Source organism: Rhizobium sp. BR 250 (genome assembly GCF_047445855.1).
GTDB classification, from domain to species: domain Bacteria; phylum Pseudomonadota; class Alphaproteobacteria; order Rhizobiales; family Rhizobiaceae; genus Agrobacterium; species Agrobacterium tumefaciens_I.
Genome location: NZ_JARWKW010000011.1, coordinates 90,402 through 111,357 on the forward strand (window position 1 = coordinate 90,402; position 20,956 = coordinate 111,357).

Annotated in this window: 20 protein-coding genes; 9 read left to right on the forward strand and 11 right to left on the reverse strand. The window is 60.4% G+C overall.

Annotation, left to right across the window (positions count from 1 at the left end; all coding sequences use genetic code 11):
• Window positions 1-3: 3 nt before the first annotated feature.
• A complete protein-coding gene (locus QD336_RS17940; protein ID WP_499171570.1) occupies window positions 4-933 on the forward strand; it encodes a sugar ABC transporter substrate-binding protein in 930 nt (309 codons plus the stop codon).
• A 115-nt stretch (window positions 934-1,048) separates the two neighbouring features.
• Here QD336_RS17940 and QD336_RS17945 read toward each other — a convergent pair whose 3' ends face one another.
• A complete protein-coding gene (locus QD336_RS17945) occupies window positions 1,049-1,411 on the reverse strand; it encodes a hypothetical protein (RefSeq protein ID WP_269346775.1) in 363 nt (120 codons plus the stop codon).
• Between QD336_RS17945 and QD336_RS17950 the strand changes: the two genes are divergently transcribed.
• Window positions 1,355-1,672 carry a hypothetical protein gene (locus QD336_RS17950; protein WP_499171671.1) on the forward strand — a complete coding sequence of 106 codons (318 nt, stop codon included), beginning with the start codon at window positions 1,355-1,357 and terminating at the stop codon, window positions 1,670-1,672. The two genes, QD336_RS17945 and QD336_RS17950, sit on opposite strands and share 57 nt — an antisense overlap.
• 163 nt (window positions 1,673-1,835) lie before the next feature.
• On the opposite strand, the gene QD336_RS17955 is transcribed toward QD336_RS17950, so the two are convergent.
• From QD336_RS17955 to speB, 6 genes are all read right to left on the reverse strand, one after another.
• Entirely contained in the window at window positions 1,836-3,314 is a 1,479-nt protein-coding gene (locus QD336_RS17955; protein WP_499171571.1) for an NAD-dependent succinate-semialdehyde dehydrogenase, read from the reverse strand.
• A 3-nt stretch (window positions 3,315-3,317) separates the two neighbouring features.
• Window positions 3,318-4,598, reverse strand: a complete 1,281-nt coding sequence (locus tag QD336_RS17960) for a 4-aminobutyrate--2-oxoglutarate transaminase (RefSeq protein ID WP_499171572.1) — start codon at window positions 4,596-4,598, stop codon at window positions 3,318-3,320.
• A 93-nt stretch (window positions 4,599-4,691) separates the two neighbouring features.
• Window positions 4,692-6,284, reverse strand: a complete 1,593-nt coding sequence (locus QD336_RS17965) for a gamma-glutamyltransferase family protein (protein ID WP_499171573.1) — start codon at window positions 6,282-6,284, stop codon at window positions 4,692-4,694.
• Between the two features lie 11 nt (window positions 6,285-6,295).
• Entirely contained in the window at window positions 6,296-7,678 is a 1,383-nt protein-coding gene (locus tag QD336_RS17970; RefSeq protein ID WP_269346493.1) for an aspartate aminotransferase family protein, read from the reverse strand.
• Between the two features lie 106 nt (window positions 7,679-7,784).
• Window positions 7,785-8,624: a lysine/arginine/ornithine ABC transporter substrate-binding protein gene (locus tag QD336_RS17975; RefSeq protein ID WP_269346491.1), complete on the reverse strand. Its 840-nt coding sequence runs from the start codon at window positions 8,622-8,624 to the stop codon at window positions 7,785-7,787.
• Window positions 8,625-8,673: 49 nt separating this feature from the next.
• Entirely contained in the window at window positions 8,674-9,735 is a 1,062-nt protein-coding gene (speB, locus tag QD336_RS17980; protein WP_499171574.1) for an agmatinase, read from the reverse strand.
• Between the two features lie 213 nt (window positions 9,736-9,948).
• Here speB and QD336_RS17985 point away from each other — a divergent pair, with 213 nt between their 5' ends.
• The 4 genes from QD336_RS17985 to QD336_RS18000 are packed head-to-tail and all read left to right on the forward strand — an operon-like array spanning window position 9,949 to window position 12,922.
• Entirely contained in the window at window positions 9,949-10,653 is a 705-nt protein-coding gene (locus QD336_RS17985; protein ID WP_499171575.1) for a GntR family transcriptional regulator, read from the forward strand.
• 21 nt (window positions 10,654-10,674) lie between these two features.
• Entirely contained in the window at window positions 10,675-11,400 is a 726-nt protein-coding gene (locus QD336_RS17990) for an ABC transporter permease (protein ID WP_269346487.1), read from the forward strand.
• Window positions 11,400-12,104: an ABC transporter permease gene (locus QD336_RS17995; protein ID WP_499171576.1), complete on the forward strand. Its 705-nt coding sequence runs from the start codon at window positions 11,400-11,402 to the stop codon at window positions 12,102-12,104. Before QD336_RS17990 ends, QD336_RS17995 begins: the two co-directional genes overlap by 1 nt.
• An 11-nt stretch (window positions 12,105-12,115) precedes the next feature.
• Window positions 12,116-12,922 carry an ABC transporter ATP-binding protein gene (locus tag QD336_RS18000; protein WP_499171577.1) on the forward strand — a complete coding sequence of 269 codons (807 nt, stop codon included), beginning with the start codon at window positions 12,116-12,118 and terminating at the stop codon, window positions 12,920-12,922.
• 103 nt (window positions 12,923-13,025) lie between these two features.
• Here QD336_RS18000 and QD336_RS18005 read toward each other — a convergent pair whose 3' ends face one another.
• Genes QD336_RS18005 through QD336_RS18020 form a run of 4 tightly spaced genes read right to left on the reverse strand, consistent with a single transcriptional unit; the run spans window position 13,026 to window position 17,590 of the window.
• On the reverse strand, window positions 13,026-13,865 hold the full coding sequence (locus tag QD336_RS18005) for an alpha/beta hydrolase (protein ID WP_269346482.1): 840 nt from the start codon (window positions 13,863-13,865) through the stop codon (window positions 13,026-13,028).
• Window positions 13,866-13,882: 17 nt separating this feature from the next.
• On the reverse strand, window positions 13,883-15,346 hold the full coding sequence (locus QD336_RS18010) for an NAD-dependent succinate-semialdehyde dehydrogenase (protein WP_499171578.1): 1,464 nt from the start codon (window positions 15,344-15,346) through the stop codon (window positions 13,883-13,885).
• Between the two features lie 19 nt (window positions 15,347-15,365).
• A complete protein-coding gene (locus QD336_RS18015) occupies window positions 15,366-16,565 on the reverse strand; it encodes an iron-containing alcohol dehydrogenase (protein ID WP_499171580.1) in 1,200 nt (399 codons plus the stop codon).
• 20 nt (window positions 16,566-16,585) lie between these two features.
• Entirely contained in the window at window positions 16,586-17,590 is a 1,005-nt protein-coding gene (locus QD336_RS18020) for an Ldh family oxidoreductase (protein WP_499171581.1), read from the reverse strand.
• A 94-nt stretch (window positions 17,591-17,684) separates the two neighbouring features.
• Here QD336_RS18020 and QD336_RS18025 point away from each other — a divergent pair, with 94 nt between their 5' ends.
• The 3 genes from QD336_RS18025 to QD336_RS18035 are packed head-to-tail and all read left to right on the forward strand — an operon-like array spanning window position 17,685 to window position 20,933.
• The gene (locus QD336_RS18025) at window positions 17,685-18,377 is read left to right on the forward strand and encodes a GntR family transcriptional regulator (protein ID WP_421404659.1); all 693 of its coding nucleotides are present in this window, start codon (window positions 17,685-17,687) and stop codon (window positions 18,375-18,377) included.
• Complete coding sequence (locus QD336_RS18030) at window positions 18,374-19,972, forward strand: sugar ABC transporter ATP-binding protein (RefSeq protein ID WP_499171582.1); 1,599 nt, start codon at window positions 18,374-18,376, stop codon at window positions 19,970-19,972. Before QD336_RS18025 ends, QD336_RS18030 begins: the two co-directional genes overlap by 4 nt.
• Window positions 19,932-20,933 carry an ABC transporter permease gene (locus QD336_RS18035; protein WP_499171583.1) on the forward strand — a complete coding sequence of 334 codons (1,002 nt, stop codon included), beginning with the start codon at window positions 19,932-19,934 and terminating at the stop codon, window positions 20,931-20,933. The genes QD336_RS18030 and QD336_RS18035 overlap by 41 nt, the downstream gene beginning before the upstream one ends.
• Window positions 20,934-20,956: the final 23 nt, after the last annotated feature.

Here is a 20,956-nt window from a genome sequence, read left to right on the forward strand (position 1 = left end):
ATCATGAATAAAAAGACCCTGTTTGCCGGTATGGCAGCGCTTATCGCCTCGGCCGGCTTCGCCGAGGCCAAGACGGTGTGTTACGTCACGGCCGCTGATTCCCACGCCTATGTCACGCCGGCCAACAAGGCCATCGATGCGCGGGCCAAGGAACTCGGGGTAGAGGTTCTCAGCCTCAGCCAGAATTTCGACGTTCAGACCGGCGTGCAGCAGATCAATACCTGCATCGCCCGCAAGGCCACCGGCATCATTTTATGGCCGCTCGATCCGCAGGCCTATATTCCAGGTCTTGCAAAGGCCAAGGCGGCCGGCATTCCCGTCAATCTCATCAACTCGCCGATGAATGACGCAGCCAAACCTTTCGTCACCTCCTTCACCGGCCCGGATGTCCATTCCGAAGGTGAAATGGCGGCCGAAGCGCTTCAGAAGGCACTGGACGGCAAGGGTTCCATCGTCATCATCGCCGGCCAGGCCGGCAACGGCACCACCATCGGCCGCGTCGACGGCTTCAACGCCAAGCTGAAGGCGCTCGGCAGCAAGATCGAGGTTCTCGATACCGTCAATGCGGATTTCGACCAGCAGAAGGCGCTCGTCGCCAGCCGCGACCTGATCACCCGCTTCGGCGACAAGATCACCGGCGTCTACGCCAATGACGACACCATGGCACGCGGCTTCATCGACGCCTGGAAAGAAGCCAAACCCGGCAAGGCCACGCCGCCCATTGTTGGCATCAACGGCCAGAAGGACGCCTTCGAGTCTATCCGGAACGGCGAAATGTACGCCACCATCGTGCAGTCCCCGATCGAGGATGGCCTGCTGGCGATCAACGCCATGGCGGATGTGCTGAACGGCAAGACGATCGACGCCCGCCTGCCCATTCCGCTGACGGTTGTGACGAAGGCGAATGTGGAGAAGGAAAAGCCCGCCTTCTGAACGATGCGCATCGGAGATAAGCGGGGTCTTCACACCAGCAGATAGAAAAGGGCCGCGCAACAAGTGGGTTGCGCGGCCCTTTTAATGTCATTGGCGGGAACCGGCCTTGCCGACTTCAGGCGTCGGCAGGTTCGCGAACATCATCCAGAAGAAAATATACCACCACATAGCGCGTCGTATATTTCTGACCGCTATCAGAAACGCTCTCGACGCTGCCGCCATCGGAGGGATGCCATTTCTGGTAATGCGGGTTGTTGGCGATCAACGTGATCGCCTTGCCTGAAAACCTGCCGCTCAGCCGATAGCGAGCCTCCGCGAGAGGCCAGATTTTCTCAAAATCCTGCTGGCTGATACGGGCCTTCAAGGCCTTTCTGGATATCATTTTCCCCGGCGAACCATCGTCATGTTCTGCCGATGGAATATGCAGGTCAACCTCTTCCGCATCATCCAGCAGAAAGGCAAATTCGTCTGGCCACATCCGTCTCACGTATCACTCCTCCCAAAGCTCACCGTCCTACAGCATGGTCATGATAGCGCCTCTGCCACGAGAGGCAATGGCACAGATAAACTGCGCCTGCTCTTTCGCTCGATCCTGGATATGACGATATCCAAAGGATTGAGCCTTTTCAGTCCGGCAGGAAATCTTCCTGAAGGTTTCGACTTCAGGAAGTTCCTTACCGGCAGTCCCAAAATTAAAGAGGCGGAAGCTGAAAAGGATAAACCCCGGGAAAAACAATAGCTTCTTAAGCCAGGGGGTGCGCCAGTAGTGTGGCCCTAGACAACCTGTAGGACCCGCCTCAACGACCATGGCCAACAGGACGATTTTTGTCGTTTGCCCTTTCCGGTGTCGTCCTTGCTTTTGATAGTTTTCGTACCAAACCAAACATCACCGACATCCAGACTCATATGCTCAAACACAGATATTTAATCTCCGTGTAATCATCGAGGCCGTATCTCGAGCCTTCGCGCCCCTGCCCGGATTGCTTGACACCGCCAAAAGGCGCGACTTCTGTCGTAATCAACCCGGTATTGATGCCGACCATTCCGTATTCCAACGCTTCCGCCACGCGAAACACTCTTGAGAGGTCTCTGGAATAGAAATAGGAGCCCAGGCCGAATTCCGTATTGTTCGCCATGGAGATAACCTCCTCCTCAGTTTCAAAACGGAAGAGCGGGGCGATGGGACCAAATGTTTCTTCCCGCGCGATCCTCATGCCGGCATTCACGCCGGTTAGAACTGTCGGCTGGAAAAACAGGCCACCGAGCACATCCCGCCTTCCGCCAACGGAAACGGAGGCACCCTTGCCGAGGGCATCGGCAATATGCTCCTCCACTTTGGCCATGGCCTTCTCGGTAATGAGAGGACCGGTACTGACGTCCGGCGCGAAACCATCGCCGACCTTCAGCGCCGATACCTTCGCGGCAAGCTTTTCTGCAAATGCCTCGTAGACCCCCGCCTGGACATAAATCCGGTTGGCGCAGATGCAGGTCTGACCGTTGTTTCGGTATTTCGAAACCATGGCGCCTTCGACTGCGGCATCCAGATCGGCGTCATCGAAAACGATGAACGGGGCGTTGCCGCCGAGTTCCAGCCCCAGTTTCATGACCTGGTCGGCCCCCTGGCGCATCAATATCTTCCCGACATTGGTCGAACCGGTAAAGGTCAGCTTGCGCACCTTGTCGTTGGCAGTAAATTCCTTGCCGATCGCCACCGCATCCTGCGAGGTGATGACATTAAAGACGCCGGCAGGCAGGCCTGCGCGTTCGGCAAGCACGGCAAGCGACAGCGCCGAAAGTGGCGTTTCTGCCGCCGGCTTCGACACCACGGCGCAACCAGCCGCCACTGCGGGGGCAAGTTTGCGGCACAGCATGGAATTCGGAAAATTCCACGGCGTGATTGCCGCAACGACACCAACCGGCTGTTTGATGACGATGAGGCGCTTATCCTGCTGATGTCCGGGGATGGTATCCCCGTAAACCCGCTTGGCTTCCTCACCGAACCATTCGACATAAGCGGCGCCGGAGAGAATTTCGCCCTTTGCTTCGGCGAAGGGCTTACCCATTTCCATGGTGAGGATCGTTGCGAGATCGTCGGCATTGGCCACAAGCAGATCATAGAGCTTGCGCAACACCATCGCCCGCTCTTTGCCGGTCTTTTTCGCCCATTGCTTCTGAGCCTGATAGGCCGCGTCTATGGCGCGTGCCGCCTCAGCGCTGCTCATATCTGGCAGCGTTGCGATGACCTCACCGGTGGATGGGTTGGTCACCTCGAAGGTCTTTCCGTCATCACTGGCACCGACCCACGCGTCACCGATGAGCGCCCTGGCCGTTGCAAGCGACGGGTCCTTCAGTTTTGACAGAAGCTTTTCGGAAATGGTCATGGGTCAGGCCTCCGCAGCACATTGCCGCAATGTCGTTTCGAGAACGCCGAGCGCTTCGTTGAAAATCCCGTCCTCGATGGTGATCGGCGCCAGGAAACGGATGACGTTTCCATAAACCCCGCAGGTCAACAGGATCAGACCATTCTCCAGTGCCTTCTCCCGCACCCTGTTGGCGAAATCCGGGTTGGGCGCTGCCGAGCCGGGGACATTGAACTCGACGGCATTCATGAAACCCGGACCGCGAACATCGGCTATCTGCGGAACGGTGTCGGTCAGCGACTGCAGTCTCTGTTTCAACCGGTTGCCGAGTTGCGTTGCCCGCTCGCTCAACCCTTCTTCTTCGATCACATCCAGCACGGCATTGCCGGCAGCGACGCCGATCGGGTTACCGCCATAGGTTCCACCCAGACCACCCGGCCCCGGCGCATCCATGATCTCGGCGCGACCGGTAACAGCCGCAATCGGAAACCCTCCGCCAAGCCCCTTGGCCATGGTGGTGATATCGGCAACCACGCCGAAATGCTCCATGGCAAAAAGCTTGCCCGTACGGGCAAAACCGGTCTGAACCTCATCGGCAATCAGCAGGATACCATGTTTGTCGGCGATTTCGCGCAGCTTCTGCATGAAGGCGCGCGGCACTTCGTAAAAGCCGCCCTCCCCCTGAACCGGCTCGATGATGAAGGCCGCAACACGACTGGGATCGACATCCGCCTTGAACAGCTTGTCGAGAACCGAAAGCGAGGCCTCCACCGTCTGGCCATGCAGTTCGACGGGAAACGGAACGTGAAAGACATCGGGCATCATGGCGCCGAAACCGGCCTTATACGGAACGACCTTGCCGGTCAGCGTCATGCCCATGAAGGTGCGGCCGTGGAATGCGCCGCTGAAGGCGATGACCGCGGAACGGTTGGTCGCGGCACGGGCAATCTTGACGGCGTTTTCCACCGCCTCGGCACCGGTGGTGACGAAAATCGTCTTCTTCCTGAAATTGCCGGGAACGGCCTGATTAAGGCGCTCGGCCAGACGCACGTAATTTTCGTAAGGCACGACCTGATGGCAGGTGTGGGTGAAATGATCGAGCTGATCCTTCACCGCAGCGATGACTTTCGGGTGCCGATGGCCGGTGTTGACGACGGCGATGCCAGCCGCAAAATCGATGTAACGCCGACCCTCGACATCCCAGATTTCAGCGTTCTGCGCCTTGTCGGCATAGATTTGGGTGGTAACGCCGACACCACGCGAAATCGCGTCGGCCCTGCGGGCGGCTATAGCCGAATTCGACATTGCTGTTCCTCCAATTGACCTGTGAGTGTTGGGCAGGCGCTTTTTCTCGTCGCCCGCGTCTGTTCTTGCGTGCCGCCAGCGGGTTAGCGCCGGTCAATAACCGATCGCACAACCATCCTTGCGGTGGTCGGATGCGCCGAGCAAAGACCCGTTAGCCCAATCGATCCAGATTGCCTGCGCGCCGCCAATTGCCCAATTGGGCGGCTGTACGCTGAAACCACGCTGCGTGAAGACATCCCCGACCTTGAGGCGAATATTTTCCTCCATCTCCACCTTCGCCGTTCCCGGCAGCGGAAACAGACGCGGCAACTCGATTGCCGCCTGCATGTCCATGCCGTAATCGAACAATTTCGACAGGAACTGGGCGTGGCCCATGGCCTGGTAGTGGCCACCCATGACCCCGAAGGACAGCACGCTCCTGCCGTCTTTCGTCACCATGCCTGGAATGATCGTATGCATCGGCCGCTTGCGAGCGCCGATCGCATTCGGATGCCCCTCCTCCACAACGAAGCTCTGGCCGCGATTATGGAAAAGCACGCCGGATTTGGGGGCCATCAGGCCGCTGCCGTAAGGGTGGAAGATGGAGTTGATAAAGCTCACGCAATTGCGATCCTTATCGATGACCGAAATATAGACCGTGTCTGAGTGGGCAACCCCGCCGACTATCGTCCTTGCATCGACCGGGCGCTTGAGATCGATCTTCGAGGCCAGCTCGTCGGCGAGCGCATCCGACAGCAAGAAATCCGTAGGTACGCCCGATGATGCAGGGTCGGCAAGCCACCGGTCACGGGCGGCATAGGCAAGCCGCGTCGCCTCCACTTCCCGCATCAGATTATCGGCATCAAGCGGGTCTCCAGCCGGCCTGTGCCGTTCCAGAATTTTAAGGATCATCAAGGCGATGATGCCCTGCCCGTTCGGCGGGCATTCATGCACCGTCCAGCCGCGATACTCCGCGCTGATCGGTGTCACATATTCGCCCGCTGCCTCGGCGAAATCCTCTTTCGTGTGAAGTCCGCCCTTCTCGCGCAGATAAGAAACCATCTCCTCGGCAACGGAACCGCGATAAAAAGCGTCGCGTCCATGCCGGCCGAGCGCTTCGAGCGTGTCGGCGAGTTCGGGCTGATACTGCACGGCTCCGACCTGAGGCACCTCGTCGCCGACAAGGAATGTGCGGCGCGTTGCAGGTTCACGCAGAAGCATGGCCTTCTGGTGCGAAAGGTCCGACGCGACACGCGGCGTGATGGCGTATCCGCCCCGTGCAAGTGCGATCGCCTGCGACAGGATTTCGGACATCGACATGCGCCCATGGTCGGCGACAAGCCGCGTCCAGGCATCGACCGCCCCCGGAATGGTCACGGCATGCGGGGAAGAACGGTCGATCGCCTGAATGCCATTTTGCCTGTACCAGGAGAGCTCGGCCGCCGCCGGTGTGCGGCCGGAACCGTTGAAGGCCGTTATCCTGTCGCCGCCGTTTGCCGCCAGAAGGGCGAAACAATCGCCGCCGATACCCGTCGATCCGGCTTCGACCACGCATTGAACGGCACAGGCTGCGACCGCCGCGTCGATTGCGGCACCGCCCGCCTTCAGGATTTCAATCGCGGCGAGCGTCGCCAGGGGATGAGAGGTGGCAGCCATGCCGTTGCGTGCAACGACAAGCGAACGTCCAGGCTGTTCAAAGTTCCGCATGGTTTTCCCCGTCAGATGAGATTGCTGGTCTTTGCCCAGTCATATGTTTCGTCGAGCGCTTTGGTCGAACGATCGAACATGTCGTCGATCTCCGCTTCGGTCATGATCAGTGGCGGGCAGAAGGAGAAGTTGTCGCCGAGCGCGCGTGTGATGACGCCGTGCGCCTGCGCGCGCTTGCCGGCATAGATCGCAACACCATCAGTGGGCTTGAACGCCTCCTTGGTCGCCTTGTCACGAACAAGTTCCAGCGTACCGATCATGCCGCGCCCGCGCACATCACCAACCAGCGGGTGATCTCGAAGCTCGTGCAGCCGTCGCTGAAACAGCGGGATGACGGAATTGACGTGGCCCAATATGTCCCGCTCTTCATAGATCTTCAGCGTTTCCAGCGCGACGGCCGTCGCAACCGGGTGGCCACTATAGGTGAAGCCGTGTCCGAAGGTGCCGATCTTCTGGCTTTCGGCTACCACCGCCTCGTGCACCCTGCCATTGATCATGACGGCAGAAATCGGCTGATAGGCCGCCGACAATTGCTTGGCCATGGTGATGATATCAGGCTTCATGCCGAAGCTTTCGGAACCAAACATGGTGCCCAGCCGGCCAAAACCACAGATCACCTCGTCGGCGACAAGCAGGATGTCATAACGCGACAGGATGGCCTGGATTTTTTCGTAATAGGTCGCAGGCGGTACAATGCAGCCGCCCGATGCCATCAGAGGCTCGGCGAAAAAGCCACCGATCGTTTCCGGACCTTCCTTGAGGATCAACTGCTCGAGCGATGCGGCACATCGGCTGGCAAATTCCTCTTCGGTTTCCCCTTCATGGCCATAACGGTAAAATTCAGGGCAATCCGTATGGAGAATCCGGTCTATCGGCAGGTCGAAGTCGCGGTGATTGTTGGCAAGGCCCGTCAGGCTTGCGGAAGCGATCGTGACGCCGTGATAGGCCCTCTGCCGCGAGATGATCTTCTTCTTCTCCGGCTTGCCGATTGCATTGTGATAATACCACACCAGCTTCATCGCCGTGTCGTTGGCTTCCGAACCGGAATTGGCGAAAAACACCTTCGACATCGGCACGGGCGAGAGCTTGATCAGGCGCTCAGCCAGTTCAATCGCCGTTTCATGCGATTTGCCGCCGAAACTATGGTAGAAGGGCAATTCCTTCATCTGCCGATAGGCAGCGTCAACGAGGCGCGCTTCGCTGAAACCCAGCGACGCGCAAAACAATCCACCCAGCGCCTCGATGTACCGGTTGCCATCATTGTCGATGACATAAACGCCTTCACCCTTGGCAATGACCATCGGGCCATCCTTCAGGTGTTGGGAGGCATTGGTATATGGATGAAGCACAAAGGCGGTATCGCGTGCTTCCAGTGAATTTAGCAGAGCCGTCACGTCGGTTTCTCCATCGGTCGTTCAAGGCGCAGGCGCGCATTCGGTCAGCCCGGCAATCTCCTGAGGTGCCTGCCGGGCCTTTATCGTGGTTAAGGTCGTTCCCGCTTTAGTTGACGGTCGTCTTGATCCATTTCTGGGCAAGCCTGTCGATCGTCCCGTCGGCCTTTGCCGCGTCGATCGCCGTGTCGAACATCGACTTCAGTGCCGCGTCGTCCTTGCGCAGACCAACGCCGATGCCCTGGCCGAAGACGCCGCCGGTAAATGTCGGGCCGGCCAGCGTGTAGTCCTTGAATTCGGCTTTCCCGAGCGTTGCACTCAAAGCCGTCTTCTGGGCAACGACGGCGTCGATACGCCCGGACTGAAGGTCGAGATCGTGCTGTTCGGTCGTCTTGTATTCGCGGGTCGTCACCGCATCCTTCAGATATTTGTCGAGGAATGCGACGTTGGCGGTCGAGACCTGGGCTCCGACGCTGCTGCCCTTGATGGCATCGCGCACCGGCTTCAGGGCGGCATCGACGGCAGCGGCGTCGCCGTTCAGATCGACCGTTGTGCCGGTTCCCGGCAGCTTTGCCAGTGGTCCATCCTTCTGCACCATGAAGGTCGCAGCAGTGGACGCATAGGGCTTGCTGAAGGAAATAACTTCGAGTCGTTTCGGCGTGACGATCATCGACGCCATGATCGCGTCGAACTTCTTGGCGTTGAGCGACGGGATCAATCCATCCCAGTCCTGGGCAACGATGGTGCACTTGACCTTCATTTTGGCGCAGAGGTCGTTGGCGAGATCAACTTCGAAGCCGGCCAGCTTGCCGTCAGGCCCGGTGAAGTTCCATGGCTCGTAAGCACCTTCCGTCGCGATGGTGATTTCTTTGGGTGCCGACTGTGCATGGGCGCCGGTTGCTGCAAGCAGCATCGCGGCAGAGATGAGTTTCATTTTTTTCATTATCATTCCCCTTTGTTGGCCTCGCATCGATGCTCGGCGGTTGAATTTCAAATGTTCAGGTATTTCTCCCTGGTGCTTTTCTGATTGTGAAAGCCTCCGCCGTCAGGCAAAGCAGTTCGAACAGGACCTGTGCGGCAACCTGCGCGGTGTTCGTCGTGGGATCGTATTGCGGCGCTATCTCGACCACATCGCCGCCGACAATATCGAGACCCTTGAGACCGCGAAGAATTCCGAGCGCCTGCGCAGAGGTGAGGCCACCCACCTCCGGCGTTCCGGTTCCCGGCGCAAACGCCGGATCGAGCGAATCCACATCGAAGCTGACGTAAGTGGGGCCGTCGCCGGCGATTTCACGCGCCTTGGCGATCACGGCCTTCAGCCCCATTTCATCCACTTCCTCGGCGTGGATGACTGTCATTCCCGAAGCGTAGGAAAACTCCCAGAGATATTCGGAATTACCGCGAATGCCGATCTGGATCGTCCGTCGCGGATCGAGAACGCCGTCCAGCACGGCCTGCCGAAACGGGCCGCCATGGTGGAATTTGCACCCTTCGAAGGAGCCGCCCGTATCGCAATGGGCATCGATATGGATCATGCCGACCGGCCTGTCGCGCCCGATGGCGCGCAAAATCGGCAATCCCATAGAATGATCGCCGCCGACGGACAGTGGCACCACCCCGGCAGCAACGATCGAACCTATGAAGTGCTCGATATCTTCATGTGACGAGGCAAGATCGAAACGGCTGCAAAATGGCACATCGCCGATATCGGCAACACGGACATGGGCCGTCGGCACCGCCCTCAGAACATGTTCGTAGGGACCGACGCGCTCGACATTGCGGACCGCTCTTGGCCCGAACCGCGCACCTGGACGGTTGGTGACACCGAGGTCCATCGGCACACCCAGAAGCGCCACATCCAGCCCTTCGAATGAAGGCGCGAGATCCGGACGATAGGGCGCGCGCAGCAGCGACGGCAACCCGCAATAGGGTGCCTGCCGGCTATCGCCCTCACCAAAAACGAGCCTGGCCACCTGCGCGAATTCAGGATCGAAGACATCCCCGCCGGATGCTTTGCCGAAGCGGGCGCGAAGCGCGTCCATGTCCAGAATTTCCGTCATTTACCCTCCCGAAACTCGTCTTTCAGCATCCGAACGAGCGCCGCAACTTTCATCTCTCAAGACCGAGAAAAGATGATTGATTGATGTGCTCAATGTTGTATACATATTTGTACATCAATTTGGATGCAAGCTCGAAATTTGAACCGGCCTTGCCGAAACGAACCAGAGCAAGCGACGGAAAGCTTCGCCAGTGGCGAGAGAAATGAGGCGACGGTGTCCGCAAAAGTTAACGAGCCCAAAGTTTCGCTCCGGGAAGCGACATATAGCCAGTTGAAGGATCTGATCCTCAACGGGCAGCTTCGCCCATCGGAGCGCCTTTCGGAAAACACGCTCGCCAAGCGTTTCGGCGTGAGCCGGACCCCCCTTCGCGAGGCCCTGATGAAGCTGGAAGAAGAAGGCCTGATCATCGGCCAGCGCAATCTCGGCTATACCGTCGCGGATCTCGATATAACCGGCTTCTGCAACCTTCTCGTCGTGCGCGAGGCAATTGACGTGTGTGCGGCGAAACTGGCCTGCGAGAAGGCGACCGACGAGGATCTGGACCGCCTGCGGGACGTCATCGACCAGATGGTGGCGCTGAAGGATACCGACACCATGGCGCCCTCGGCAGCGGCGGAGAACCTTCACCTCGGCCTCCACATCCACCGTGTCATTGCCGAGGCAACGAAGAACGATGCACTCGTCCGGGTAACGGACCAGATTTACCAGCAACTTCGGCTGGCGCTGTGGCTCGAAGTTCTCTGGGTGGATCTCGAACATACCGACCTCGACGAGCACCGGGCAATTGCGGACGCCATTATCGCCCGTGACCCGGAAGCGGCCGCCAAGGCGGCCAGCGCGCACATACAAAGCTCCCTCAAGAACATGTCGAAGCTTGAGAGGATATGGCAGCACCGGCGACTATCCGGGCTGGCCTGAATTATAAAAAAAGGGGAACCAATGGATGCAATCAAAAACTATGTCGCGCTTGTCGGCTTCGGACAGGGAGGATGGGGCGGCCTTCTGGCCTCGGCAATGATGGTGACGATCGCCGTATCCGTGTGCGGTTTTCTAACCGGATCGGTGCTCGGCACGATCGTTGCCGGCATGAAGCTCTCATCGATCGCCCCGCTGCGCTGGATCGGCGGCTGTTACACGACCGTGCTGCGTGGCGTGCCCGATCTTCTCGTGGTCTATCTCTTCTATTTCGGCGGCGGTGCGCTGCTCAGCTACATCGGCGCCTTTGCCGGCTATGATGGTTACATCGGCATGCCGGCCTTCCTCACGGGAACGATTGCCCTCGGCATTGTCTCGGCAGCCTATCAGGCAGAAGTCCTGCGCGGCGCCTATCGCGCGGTTTCACGCGGAGAACTCGAAGCGGCGGATTCGGTCGGCATGCGGCCATGGCGGAAATTTCGCCGCATCGTTGTTCCGCTTGTGCTGCGTTACGCCACACCCGGGCTTGGCAACACCTGGCAACTGGTGCTGAAGGAATCGGCGCTGATATCCGTCACAGGTCTCGTTGAAATCCTGCGTCAATCGCAGATAGCCGCCGGCTCGACACGCAAACCGTTCGAATTCTACCTCACGGCACTTGTCCTTTATCTGGTGATCACCTGGGTCTCCTCGATCCTGTTCGGGCGATTGGAAAACCGGACCATGCGCGGCTTCAGGAGGGCAATCTGATGGAAATCACCTTCCTTCTGGAGACCTTCGAGACACTTATCAAGGGATTGCCGCTGACTTTGAGCATGGCGGCGATTTCGATATCGGCGGGAACGCTGCTGGCAACAGGCCTCGCTGTCCTTGCCGTTTTCGGCGGCGTGGCCGGCAAGAGATTCGCCAGCGCCTACGTGTTCGTATTCCGCGGCTCGCCTCTTCTGGTGCAGATATTCCTCATCTATTATGGACTGGGACAGTTTCGCCCGACGTTACAGGCATGGGGTCTCTGGACGATCCTGCGCGAACCCTATTGGTGCGCCGTCATTGCGCTGACGCTCAACACCACGGCCTATTCCGGCGAGATTTTCCGCGGTGCGTTGCAATCGGTTCCGGCACAGCAGGTGGAAGCGGCACGCGCCTGCGGAATGTCCGGCCTCCTGCTTTTCAGGCGCATCATCTTCCCGATTGCCTTCCGGCAGGCACTGCCCGGTTACGGCAACGAGATCGTCCTCATGGTCAAGGCGACGGCACTCGCCTCTGTTATCACGATCATGGAAGTAACGGGACTGGCCGGAAAGCTGATTGCCGACAGCTTCAGGGCCTTTGAAGTGTTCTGCGTCGCTGGTGCGATCTATCTGGCAATCAACCTGATACTCACACGCATCGTCGCAATTGTCGAATACGGACTTTCACCGCACCTGCGTCTGCAACCGGCGCAAGCCGCATGAAGGAGGGAATAATGTCCAGCACAAAGCTGAACTCCGTCGCCGTCGAAGAAAAGAATGTGGCCGCTGTCTCGGTGCGCAATCTCCACAAGTCGTTTGGCCCGGTCGAGGTCCTCAAGGGCATCAACCTCGAGGCGCGGGAAGGAGACGTGATCTCCATTCTCGGTTCGTCCGGCTCCGGAAAATCGACCATGCTTCGCTGCGTGAACATGCTTGAGACGCCCGACAGCGGCGACATCATCATCGCCGGTGAAACCATCAGAATGAAAAAGCGCGGCAACAAGGCGGTGCCCGCGGACAGACGGCAGGTGGACCGTATCAGGCAACATGTCAGCATGGTTTTCCAGAGCTTCAATCTCTGGTCACACATGACCATTCTGGAAAACGTGATCGAGGCGCCGATCCACGTGCAGGGCCGTGACCGCGGCGAATGTATCGCGGAAGCGGAAGCCCTGCTCGAAAGGGTGGGGATTGCCGACAAGCGGCATGCCTATCCCGGCCATCTCTCCGGCGGCCAACAGCAGCGCGCTGCAATCGCCCGTGCGCTCGCCCAGCGGCCAAGGGTGATGCTGTTCGATGAGCCGACATCGGCGCTCGATCCCGAACTCGTCGGCGAAGTCCTGAAAGTCATGCGCTCACTCGCTGAAGAAGGACGGACCATGTTGGTGGTGACGCACGAAATGGCTTTCGCACGCGAGGTTTCCAACAAGGTCGTTTTCCTCCACAAGGGGCAAATCGAGGAAGAAGGCGAACCCGCGCAGATGTTTGCATCTCCGACGTCCGCACGGTTCAGTCAATTCCTGGCAACGGAACGACTTTAACGAGTAGACCGACTGCTCACCACACCACTCTCGACCTGCCTCGCTGCGCTACAATATCGAGAGTGACGGCAGATGGAGAGACAGCCTGGTAATGAGGCCCGAGCTAGGCACCCGCGATCATATCGGCGAGACACTTGCCGAGCACCGAAGTTGGGTCGCCGAGTTCGAGCACGACGCTCATGTGGTTGCGGTGGGGCACATCCATGATCCTTGCAGACTGGCTTTGGTCCCGCAGCATCGTGTGAAGGCTGGCGGCCTGATCGAGGAAGGGTGATGTTTCATCGGCCCCGAATGCGATGAGCCGCATCGGGCATTCGACTGGGATCGCAGACAACGGCGACCATGCCTCCGCCTCCGCAGGCGTCATCCTCGCCTCGTCGCGCAGGAAACTGTCGGGTATTCCCGAGAGGTCGTAGATGCCGCTGAGCAGGAGAAGACCCTGCAAGGCCGGCAACGGTGCCGTTTCCACCTCCCTCGGGCCTCTCGCCGCCAGGAACGAGGCGAGATGCGCACCCGCGGAATGGCCGCTGACGGTGAGGCGTCGGGGATCGGCGCCGAAATCGCCGGCGTGCCGCTGCAGCCAGGAAACACCCCGTCGCACCTGATCGACCAGCACCTGGAGCCGCGCGCCGGGCATGAGGTCGTATTCGATCAGCGCCGCAACGCCGCCGGCAGCAAGAATGGGCGCTGCCACAAAGCGATAGTTTTCCTTTTCGCCCGAACGCCAGTACCCGCCGTGGACAAAGACGTGCAGAGGTGCTTTGGCGCTCGGCCGCTCCGGCAGGATGATGTCAATAACCTCCCGGCTGCCGGGACCATATCGTATGTCGGCCCGCACCTCCGCCCTGGCCGAAAGCTCCCGGCTGCGCGCCGCGAATTCGGCCGCAATTGCGTCAAAGTCAGGTACGAAGTCACGAATCCGGTAGAGGTCCTGTGGCGTCATCGTCTGTTCCTGCACGATCAATAATCCACTGCGTAATACTTTGCCTCCATGAATTCCAGTATGCCGGTAACGCCGCCTTCCCGGCCAAGGCCGCTCTGCTTGACGCCGCCAAAGGGTGCGGCCGGATCGGACATCAGGCCCCTGTTGATGCCGAGCATACCGGTTTCCAGGCGCTTGCCCACCGCCAAAGCGCGTTTGAGGTCGCGGCTGTAGATATAGGCGGCGAGGCCATATTCGGTATTGTTCGCCAGACGAACGGCATCGTCCTCGCTCTCGAATTTGTAGACCGGCGCGACGGGGCCGAAGATTTCCTCGCGGGCGATTGCGGCATCCGTCGGAACGTTTTCGAGCACGGTCGGCGGATAGAAATAGCCGTTTTCCGCAAGCGGTTTGCCGCCGGTCGTCGCGCGCGCGCCCAAAGCGATCGCATCCGTCACGAGTCTGTCGATCTTGCGCACCGCATTGGTGGTGATCATCGGGCCACATTGTGTCGCCGGATCGTAGCCCGGACCGATCTTGAGCGCCGACATGCGGGCCGTCAGACCGGCAACGAAGGCATCATGTATGCCCGCCTGAACATAAAAGCGGTTGGCGGCAGTGCAGGCCTCGCCGGCATTGCGCATCTTGGCAATCATCGCGCCATCGAGAGCGGCTTCCAGATCGGCATCGTCGAACACGAGAAAGGGTGCGTTGCCGCCAAGTTCCATCGAACAACTGACCACCGACTTGGCGGCTTCAGCGAGAAGCGTGCGGCCGACGCCGGTGGAGCCGGTGAAGGATAGTTTGCGTACACGCGGATCGGCGAGCATGGCATTCGTCACCCCGCTCGGATTGCTGGTGGTCAGTACGTTGACGACGCCGGCCGGCACACCTGCCTCCTCGCCTAGCCGGGCCATGGCATAGGCCGTGAGCGGCGTCTCGGAGGCGGGCTTCAGGATGACCGTGCAGCCTGCGGCAAGTGCCGGACCGATCTTGCGGGTCGCCATGGCGGCCGGAAAATTCCACGGCGTAATCAGGACGGCGATGCCGATCGGCTCGTGGTCGACGAGGATGTGGTGCGAACCGGAAGGAGTGTGCCGGAATTCGCCGGGAATACGCGTTGCCTCTTCCGCATACCAGCGGAAAAATTCGGCAGCATAGGCCACTTCGCCGCGTGCATCGGGCAGCGCCTTGCCATTTTCCAGCGCGATGAGCGTGGCGAGCTCCTCGGCGTGCTGCGTCATCAACTGGAACCAGCGGCGCAGGATTTCCGAGCGCTGCCGGGCTGGGGTGGCACGCCATGCGGAGGCGGCCGCCTCCGCCGCATCAACGGCGCGCATGGCGTCTTCGACGGAGGCATCAGCCACGTCGGCGAGCCTGTTACCCGTCGATGGATCCATCACGGCGATGCAGCCGCCCTTGTGCCATTTGCCACCGATATAAAGGCCCTCGGCATGAAGGGCGGGATCGGCATAACCGGTGATCTTGGTGTGGAGCGTCATGGCGGAGATCCTTGTTAATTCAGTTCAGGCGTGACCGGTCGCCATTATAGGCGGCGGCGACGAGGGTGTGCATTTCTTGAGAGTTCAGGGGCCGTGGATTGTTCTGTATGAGACGGGTAATGCCGATACTTTGTTCCGCCACCCAGCCGATCCGGTTCTCCTCAAGACCGAGCTCGCAGAGCGTCGACGGAATGCCGATCCGCGCAAACAGCGACAGGAGTTCGGGAATGACATCTTCCGGCCCGTCGAGACCGGCTGCCTGCGCTATCCTTGCAAGCTCGGTTCGGATGACCGGCGCGTTCCACGTCATGACATAGGGCATGAGGCAGGCGACGCCGAGGCCGTGGGCCGTGTGGGTAAGCGCACCGACAGGGTACTGGATGGCGTGGGCGGCCGCGGTTCCGGCCACGCCGAAGGCGAGCCCCGCAAGCGTTGCGCCCAGCATTACCTTCTCGCGCGCCGCCTGGTCAGCGCCGTCTCGGCAGGCGGCTTCAAGGCCCTGCCACAGCAATGTTATGGCACTGAGTGCGAAGTGATCCGACATTTCGTTCTTGCCGACGAAGACACGCTGCTGCGCGATGCCTGGAACCGGGTCGCGCCGGATCGCCGTGAAGGCCTCGATCGCATGCGTGAGCGCATCAGCACCGGCAATTGCCGTCAGTCCCGGAGGACAGGACAGGGTGAGTTCCGGGTCGCAGATGGAGACGGTCGGGATCAGATGGGGGCTCGAAATACCGACCTTCAGGCTGCGCTCGACATCGGAAAGCACGGCGACGGGCGTCACCTCAGAGCCTGTGCCGGCGGTGGTGGGAATGGCGATCAACGGCATCACGACCCCCGGCACGGTGTGCTCGCCGTAATAGTCCTGCGGCCTGCCGCCATGGGTGAGAAGCAGAGCCAGGCATTTGGCCATGTCCAGGCATGACCCGCCGCCGATGCCGATAACGAGGTCGGGTGCGAAGCCACGGGCACGCACGGCGCTGCTTGCGGCAGAATCGACGGGAACGTCCGGAAGGGTGGAACTGTCGACCATGATTGCAAGACCGGCATCTTCAAGTTGCCGCACAAGCAGGAGGAAATCGTCATCCGTCGCGAGGCGCGTGTCCGTGACGATCAGCGCCCGCTTGCCGAGCCTGGCGGCGATGCTGCCGAGGGCATGACGCTGCCCGGCGCCGAAAAGCAGTTCGCGCGGCGCCCTCAATGTGCCGAAAAGGTTCATTCCGTGTCTCCTCCGATAATTCAGGCGGCCTCGAGCGCCATAAGCTGATCTAAAAGCGGTCGCGGCAGCTCTATTCCCGCACGTTGCGTCTCAGCGCGGCGCTCACGCGCGCCATCACCCGGAATTGCGACCGGACTGGCGGGATCGGCCGGGCGGGACAGGCGCAAACGGTCGAGATAGGCCGCGAGCGACCGGACGCTGCCATCTCCCGCTGCCCTATCGATAAGAATGAGAAGATCGCCCTTGTTGGCCGGATGAACATCGTCGAGCGTTCCATGGACGTCGGGCGCGAGATCGGAACCGGCGAGCGCCGCGACCAGAAGTTCGATCGCGAGGCCTAGCCCGTAACCTTTGGCGTCACCGAACGGCGCTATCGCCCCGGTCTTCGCCGCCCGCGGGTCGGTGGTCGGGTGGCCTTCCGCATCCATAGCCCAGCCGGACGGGATCGGCACTCCGCGCATGGCGTGATTGTTGATCTTGCCCATGGAAACGACACTGGTGGCGAGATCGAGCAGGAAAGGCCGGTCGCCGGAGGGAATACCGATCGCAATGGGGTTGGTACCGAGCATCGCCTGCGTGCCGCCGAAGGGATGCACGAGCGCCTCGCTGGTCGACATGACGATGCCGATCAGGCCGTCCCTTGCGGCGGCCTCCGCATAATAGGCGAGCATGCCGATGTGATTGGCGTTGCGGATGGCAGCGACAGCAATTCCCGTCTCGCCCAGCACGCTTCGCATGGCCTGCATCGTATGCATTACGACGACGGGTCCGAGGCCACGCTCGCCGTCGACGCTGAGAAAGGATTTCCTGCGCCATGTCGCGGTCCCGTGTGTCCGCGCGTCTGCAATTCCCTTTTCCAGCCGGCAAAGGATGAGCGGCAGCCGTTGCAGGCCATGCGAAGGCAACCCGCGCAATTCAGCCTCGATAAGCAGATCGGCCTGGAGGCGAGCACTGTCGGGCGGGACGCCCCGCCCTTCGAGCAGGGCCGTCGCCAGACGCCGTAGCCGTTCCGGTTGCAGCTTCATCTTAAAATCCTATATCAGATCATATACGATATTGTATTTGACATACGATATCTTATTTGTAACAAATGCCGACGTGTCAAGAAGCAATTGGAGAGTGAAAGTGGCTTTTACGGCGGAACGGGAGGCAAAAGCGGCAAGCCTTCGCCCGAGCAGCGTGGTCGATGGCGTTTACGACAACATCTACCATCGGCTGATGTCCCTGGAGATTGCGCCCGGCGCGCGTATTCCGATCGATGTGCTGGCCCGCGAAATCGGCGTCTCGCAAACGCCGATCCGCGAGGCCCTGAGCCGTCTGGAGCGTGAGGGGCTTGTGCGCAAGGAGCATCTGGTCGGTTACAGCGCGGCGCCGCAATGGACGAAAAAGCAGTTCGAGGATCTTTATGCCTTCCGTCTCCTGGTCGAGCCGGAAGCCGCAAGGCTCGCAACCCTCAACATGACCCCCGAGGCGATGCGGCAGCTTGAAAATTCCGCAGCGGATATGGGCAATGGCGAGGCGCCGGTTGACCGCAACACGCGATATTCGCGCTTTGCCCGTGCGGACGCGCAGTTCCACGACAAGATTCTCAAGATTGCCGGAAACGATGTGATCCGCAGTACGCTGTCGAACCAGCATGTCCATCTGCACATCTTCCGGCTGATGTTTCACACACGCGTGACGCAGGAGGCTCTTGAGGAACACGAGAATTTGCTTGCGGCATTTCGGTCTGGTGATCCGCAGGCGGCGGTCGACGCCATGCGCATCCATATCGAACGTTCGCGCGACCGGTTGCTTTCGGCTTTCGAATGAACGCGGTCCTGTCTCCCCAACCCCTGGCGGCGCCGGAAAGTTCGGCGGTCGCAATCCTTCGGGCCGATGGGCTTTGTAAAGCCTATGGCCCGATCACCGTCCTGTCGGATCTGACGCTCGATGTCCGCGCCGGAGAGGTTCACGCCATCATCGGTGAAAACGGCGCCGGCAAATCGACGCTGATGAAGCTGTTGTCCGGTCACGTCGCGCCGACGGAAGGCCAACTGTTCATGGATGGCCAGCCGGTAGAGTTTCGCAACGCGGTGGAAGCGGAAAATGCCGGCATCGTGCTGGTGCATCAGGAAATCCTGCTCGCCGCGGACCTTACGGTTGCGGAAAACCTGTTTCTCGGGCGTGAAGTCGGCCGGGGGCCGATGGTCGATGACCGGGCGATGAACCGCCGCACGGCCGAAATGCTGGAAAGGGTTGGTTCAACGGCCCGCCCGCGCGATCGTGTCGGCGAACTACCGCTTGCCCAGCGCCAGCTTGTGCAGATTGCGCGTGCACTTCTCGACGATCGCAAGGTCGTCATTCTCGACGAGCCGACGGCGGTTCTGGCCAATGACGAGGTTGCGGCGCTGCTCGATATCGTCAGGAGACTGCGCGATCACGGTGTGGCAGTTATTTATATTTCCCATCGCCTGGATGAGGTGCAGGCGCTTGCCGACCGCATCACCGTGCTGCGGGACGGCTGCATGATCGGCACCTGGCCGGCCGCCGGCCTCAGCCAGCGTGAAATGGCCGAACTCATGGTCGGGCGGGAACTGGAGATGCTTTATCCCCACAAACGCCCGCCTGCGGAAGGCGCACCCATTCTCTCGGTCACGGATCTGGCAGTCGATCACGGCGCAGAAACCGCGAGCTTCAGCGTCCGTCCCGGGGAGGTGCTCGGCATCGGCGGCATGATTGGCGCCGGGCGTACCGAGCTTATCGAAGGGCTGATGGGCCTTCGTCCGTCACGGGCGGGCAGCGTCATCCTCAACGGCAAGGACATCAAACAGCGCTCGGTCCGAACAATGATGGAGGCCGGCCTTGTCTACCTGACCGAGGATCGAAAGGGAAAGGGCCTGCTTCTGGAGGAGAAGCTTGGCCCTAACCTGACGCTTCAGGCGCTGGACACCGTCAATCCGCGCGCCGTTCTCGACAGGCGGGGCGAGCGTTCACGGCTTGAGGAGGCTGTGGCGGATTACGATATCCGCGTCCGTTCGCTGCGGCTGGAGGCGGGAAAGCTTTCCGGTGGCAACCAGCAGAAGCTGCTGCTCGCCAAGGTCATGCTCACCGACCCTTCGGTGGTGATCATCGACGAACCGACGCGCGGCATCGACATCGGCAACAAGAGCCAGATCTACGAATTCATCGACGCGATGGTGCGGGGAGGCAAGGCCTGCATCGTCATCTCGTCGGAAATGTCGGAGCTGGTGGGGCTCGCCGACCGCGTTCTCGTGATGCGGGCCGGCAGGATCGTCGCCGAGCTTTTCGGCACTGAAATCAATGAGGAAAATGTCGTCTACGCCGCCACGGTCGGTGGACGCGACGTCGTCGGGGAGGACGAATATGACCGCAGCGACAGCAACAACGACAATCATACCCGTTGACGAGGGCAACCGCATCCGCTGGGCGGACCTCGCACCCTTCATAGCGCTTGCCGTCATCGTCCTCATCGGCGCGCTGGTGAATTCCAATTTCGTAGCGTCGGCCAATCTGATCAATGTGGTTACACGCAGCGCCTTCGTCGCCATCATCGCCGTCGGAGCGACCTTTGTGATCTCGTCGGGCGGGCTAGACCTGTCGGTCGGCTCCATGATGGCCTTCGTCACCGGCACCATGATCATGGTGATGAACCATCTCGCCCCGTCTTTCGGCGGCTGGGCCATCCCGATGGGAGCGGGCGTGGCGCTGGTGGTCGGTGCGCTCTGCGGGCTTTTCAATGGCCTGATCGTGACGGTGGGGCGCATCGAGCCCTTCATCGTGACGCTGGGCACAATGGGGATTTTCCGCGCCTTCATCACCTTCATGACGAATGGCGGTTCGCTGCCCATCGACCGCGGTCTGCGCGACGCCTACCGGCCGGTCTATTTCGGCAGCATTTTCGGCATTCCCTATCCGGTGCTCATTACCTTCGTCGTCGTGATGATCGGCGCGTTCCTGCTTTACAAAACCAAGTATGGCCGCCGCCTGACATCGGCCGGCTCCAATGTCGAGGTCGCGCGCTTTTCCGGCGTCAACGTCGCGGCGGTGCGCACCGGCGCCTACGTCATTCAAGGTGTCTGCGTGGCGATTGCGGCCATCTGTTACGTGCCGCGTCTTGGCGCGGCGACGCCGACGACCGGACAGCTTTGGGAGCTGCAGGTCATCACCGCTGTCGTGATCGGCGGCACGCTTCTTCGCGGCGGACGCGGGCGCATCGGCGGCACCGTGGCCGGTGCGCTCATTCTCGAGGTCATCGCCAACGTCATGGTCCTCTCGGACATGGTCTCGGAATACCTCGTCGCCGCCGTACAGGGTGCGATCATCATCATCGCCATGCTGGCGCACCGCTTTACTGCCAACCGCTGAAAACAGCACTGACTTCAAAAGGA

Bases quoted from the DNA above. Each gene is read 5' to 3' on its own strand.
- QD336_RS17940 (WP_499171570.1), top strand. From the start codon at position 4: ATGAATAAAAAGACCCTGTTTGCCGGTATGGCAGCGCTTATCGCCTCG.
- QD336_RS17950 (WP_499171671.1), top strand. From the start codon at position 1,355: ATGCAGGTCAACCTCTTCCGCATCATCCAGCAGAAAGGCAAATTCGTC.
- QD336_RS17945 (WP_269346775.1), bottom strand. From the start codon at position 1,411: ATGTGGCCAGACGAATTTGCCTTTCTGCTGGATGATGCGGAAGAGGTT.
- QD336_RS17955 (WP_499171571.1), bottom strand. From the start codon at position 3,314: ATGACCATTTCCGAAAAGCTTCTGTCAAAACTGAAGGACCCGTCGCTT.
- QD336_RS17960 (WP_499171572.1), bottom strand. From the start codon at position 4,598: ATGTCGAATTCGGCTATAGCCGCCCGCAGGGCCGACGCGATTTCGCGT.
- QD336_RS17965 (WP_499171573.1), bottom strand. From the start codon at position 6,284: ATGCGGAACTTTGAACAGCCTGGACGTTCGCTTGTCGTTGCACGCAAC.
- QD336_RS17975 (WP_269346491.1), bottom strand. From the start codon at position 8,624: ATGATAATGAAAAAAATGAAACTCATCTCTGCCGCGATGCTGCTTGCA.
- speB (WP_499171574.1), bottom strand. From the start codon at position 9,735: ATGACGGAAATTCTGGACATGGACGCGCTTCGCGCCCGCTTCGGCAAA.
- QD336_RS17990 (WP_269346487.1), top strand. From the start codon at position 10,675: ATGGATGCAATCAAAAACTATGTCGCGCTTGTCGGCTTCGGACAGGGA.
- QD336_RS17995 (WP_499171576.1), top strand. From the start codon at position 11,400: ATGGAAATCACCTTCCTTCTGGAGACCTTCGAGACACTTATCAAGGGA.
- QD336_RS18000 (WP_499171577.1), top strand. From the start codon at position 12,116: ATGTCCAGCACAAAGCTGAACTCCGTCGCCGTCGAAGAAAAGAATGTG.
- QD336_RS18005 (WP_269346482.1), bottom strand. From the start codon at position 13,865: ATGACGCCACAGGACCTCTACCGGATTCGTGACTTCGTACCTGACTTT.
- QD336_RS18010 (WP_499171578.1), bottom strand. From the start codon at position 15,346: ATGACGCTCCACACCAAGATCACCGGTTATGCCGATCCCGCCCTTCAT.
- QD336_RS18015 (WP_499171580.1), bottom strand. From the start codon at position 16,565: ATGAACCTTTTCGGCACATTGAGGGCGCCGCGCGAACTGCTTTTCGGC.
- QD336_RS18020 (WP_499171581.1), bottom strand. From the start codon at position 17,590: ATGAAGCTGCAACCGGAACGGCTACGGCGTCTGGCGACGGCCCTGCTC.
- QD336_RS18030 (WP_499171582.1), top strand. From the start codon at position 18,374: ATGAACGCGGTCCTGTCTCCCCAACCCCTGGCGGCGCCGGAAAGTTCG.
- QD336_RS18035 (WP_499171583.1), top strand. From the start codon at position 19,932: ATGACCGCAGCGACAGCAACAACGACAATCATACCCGTTGACGAGGGC.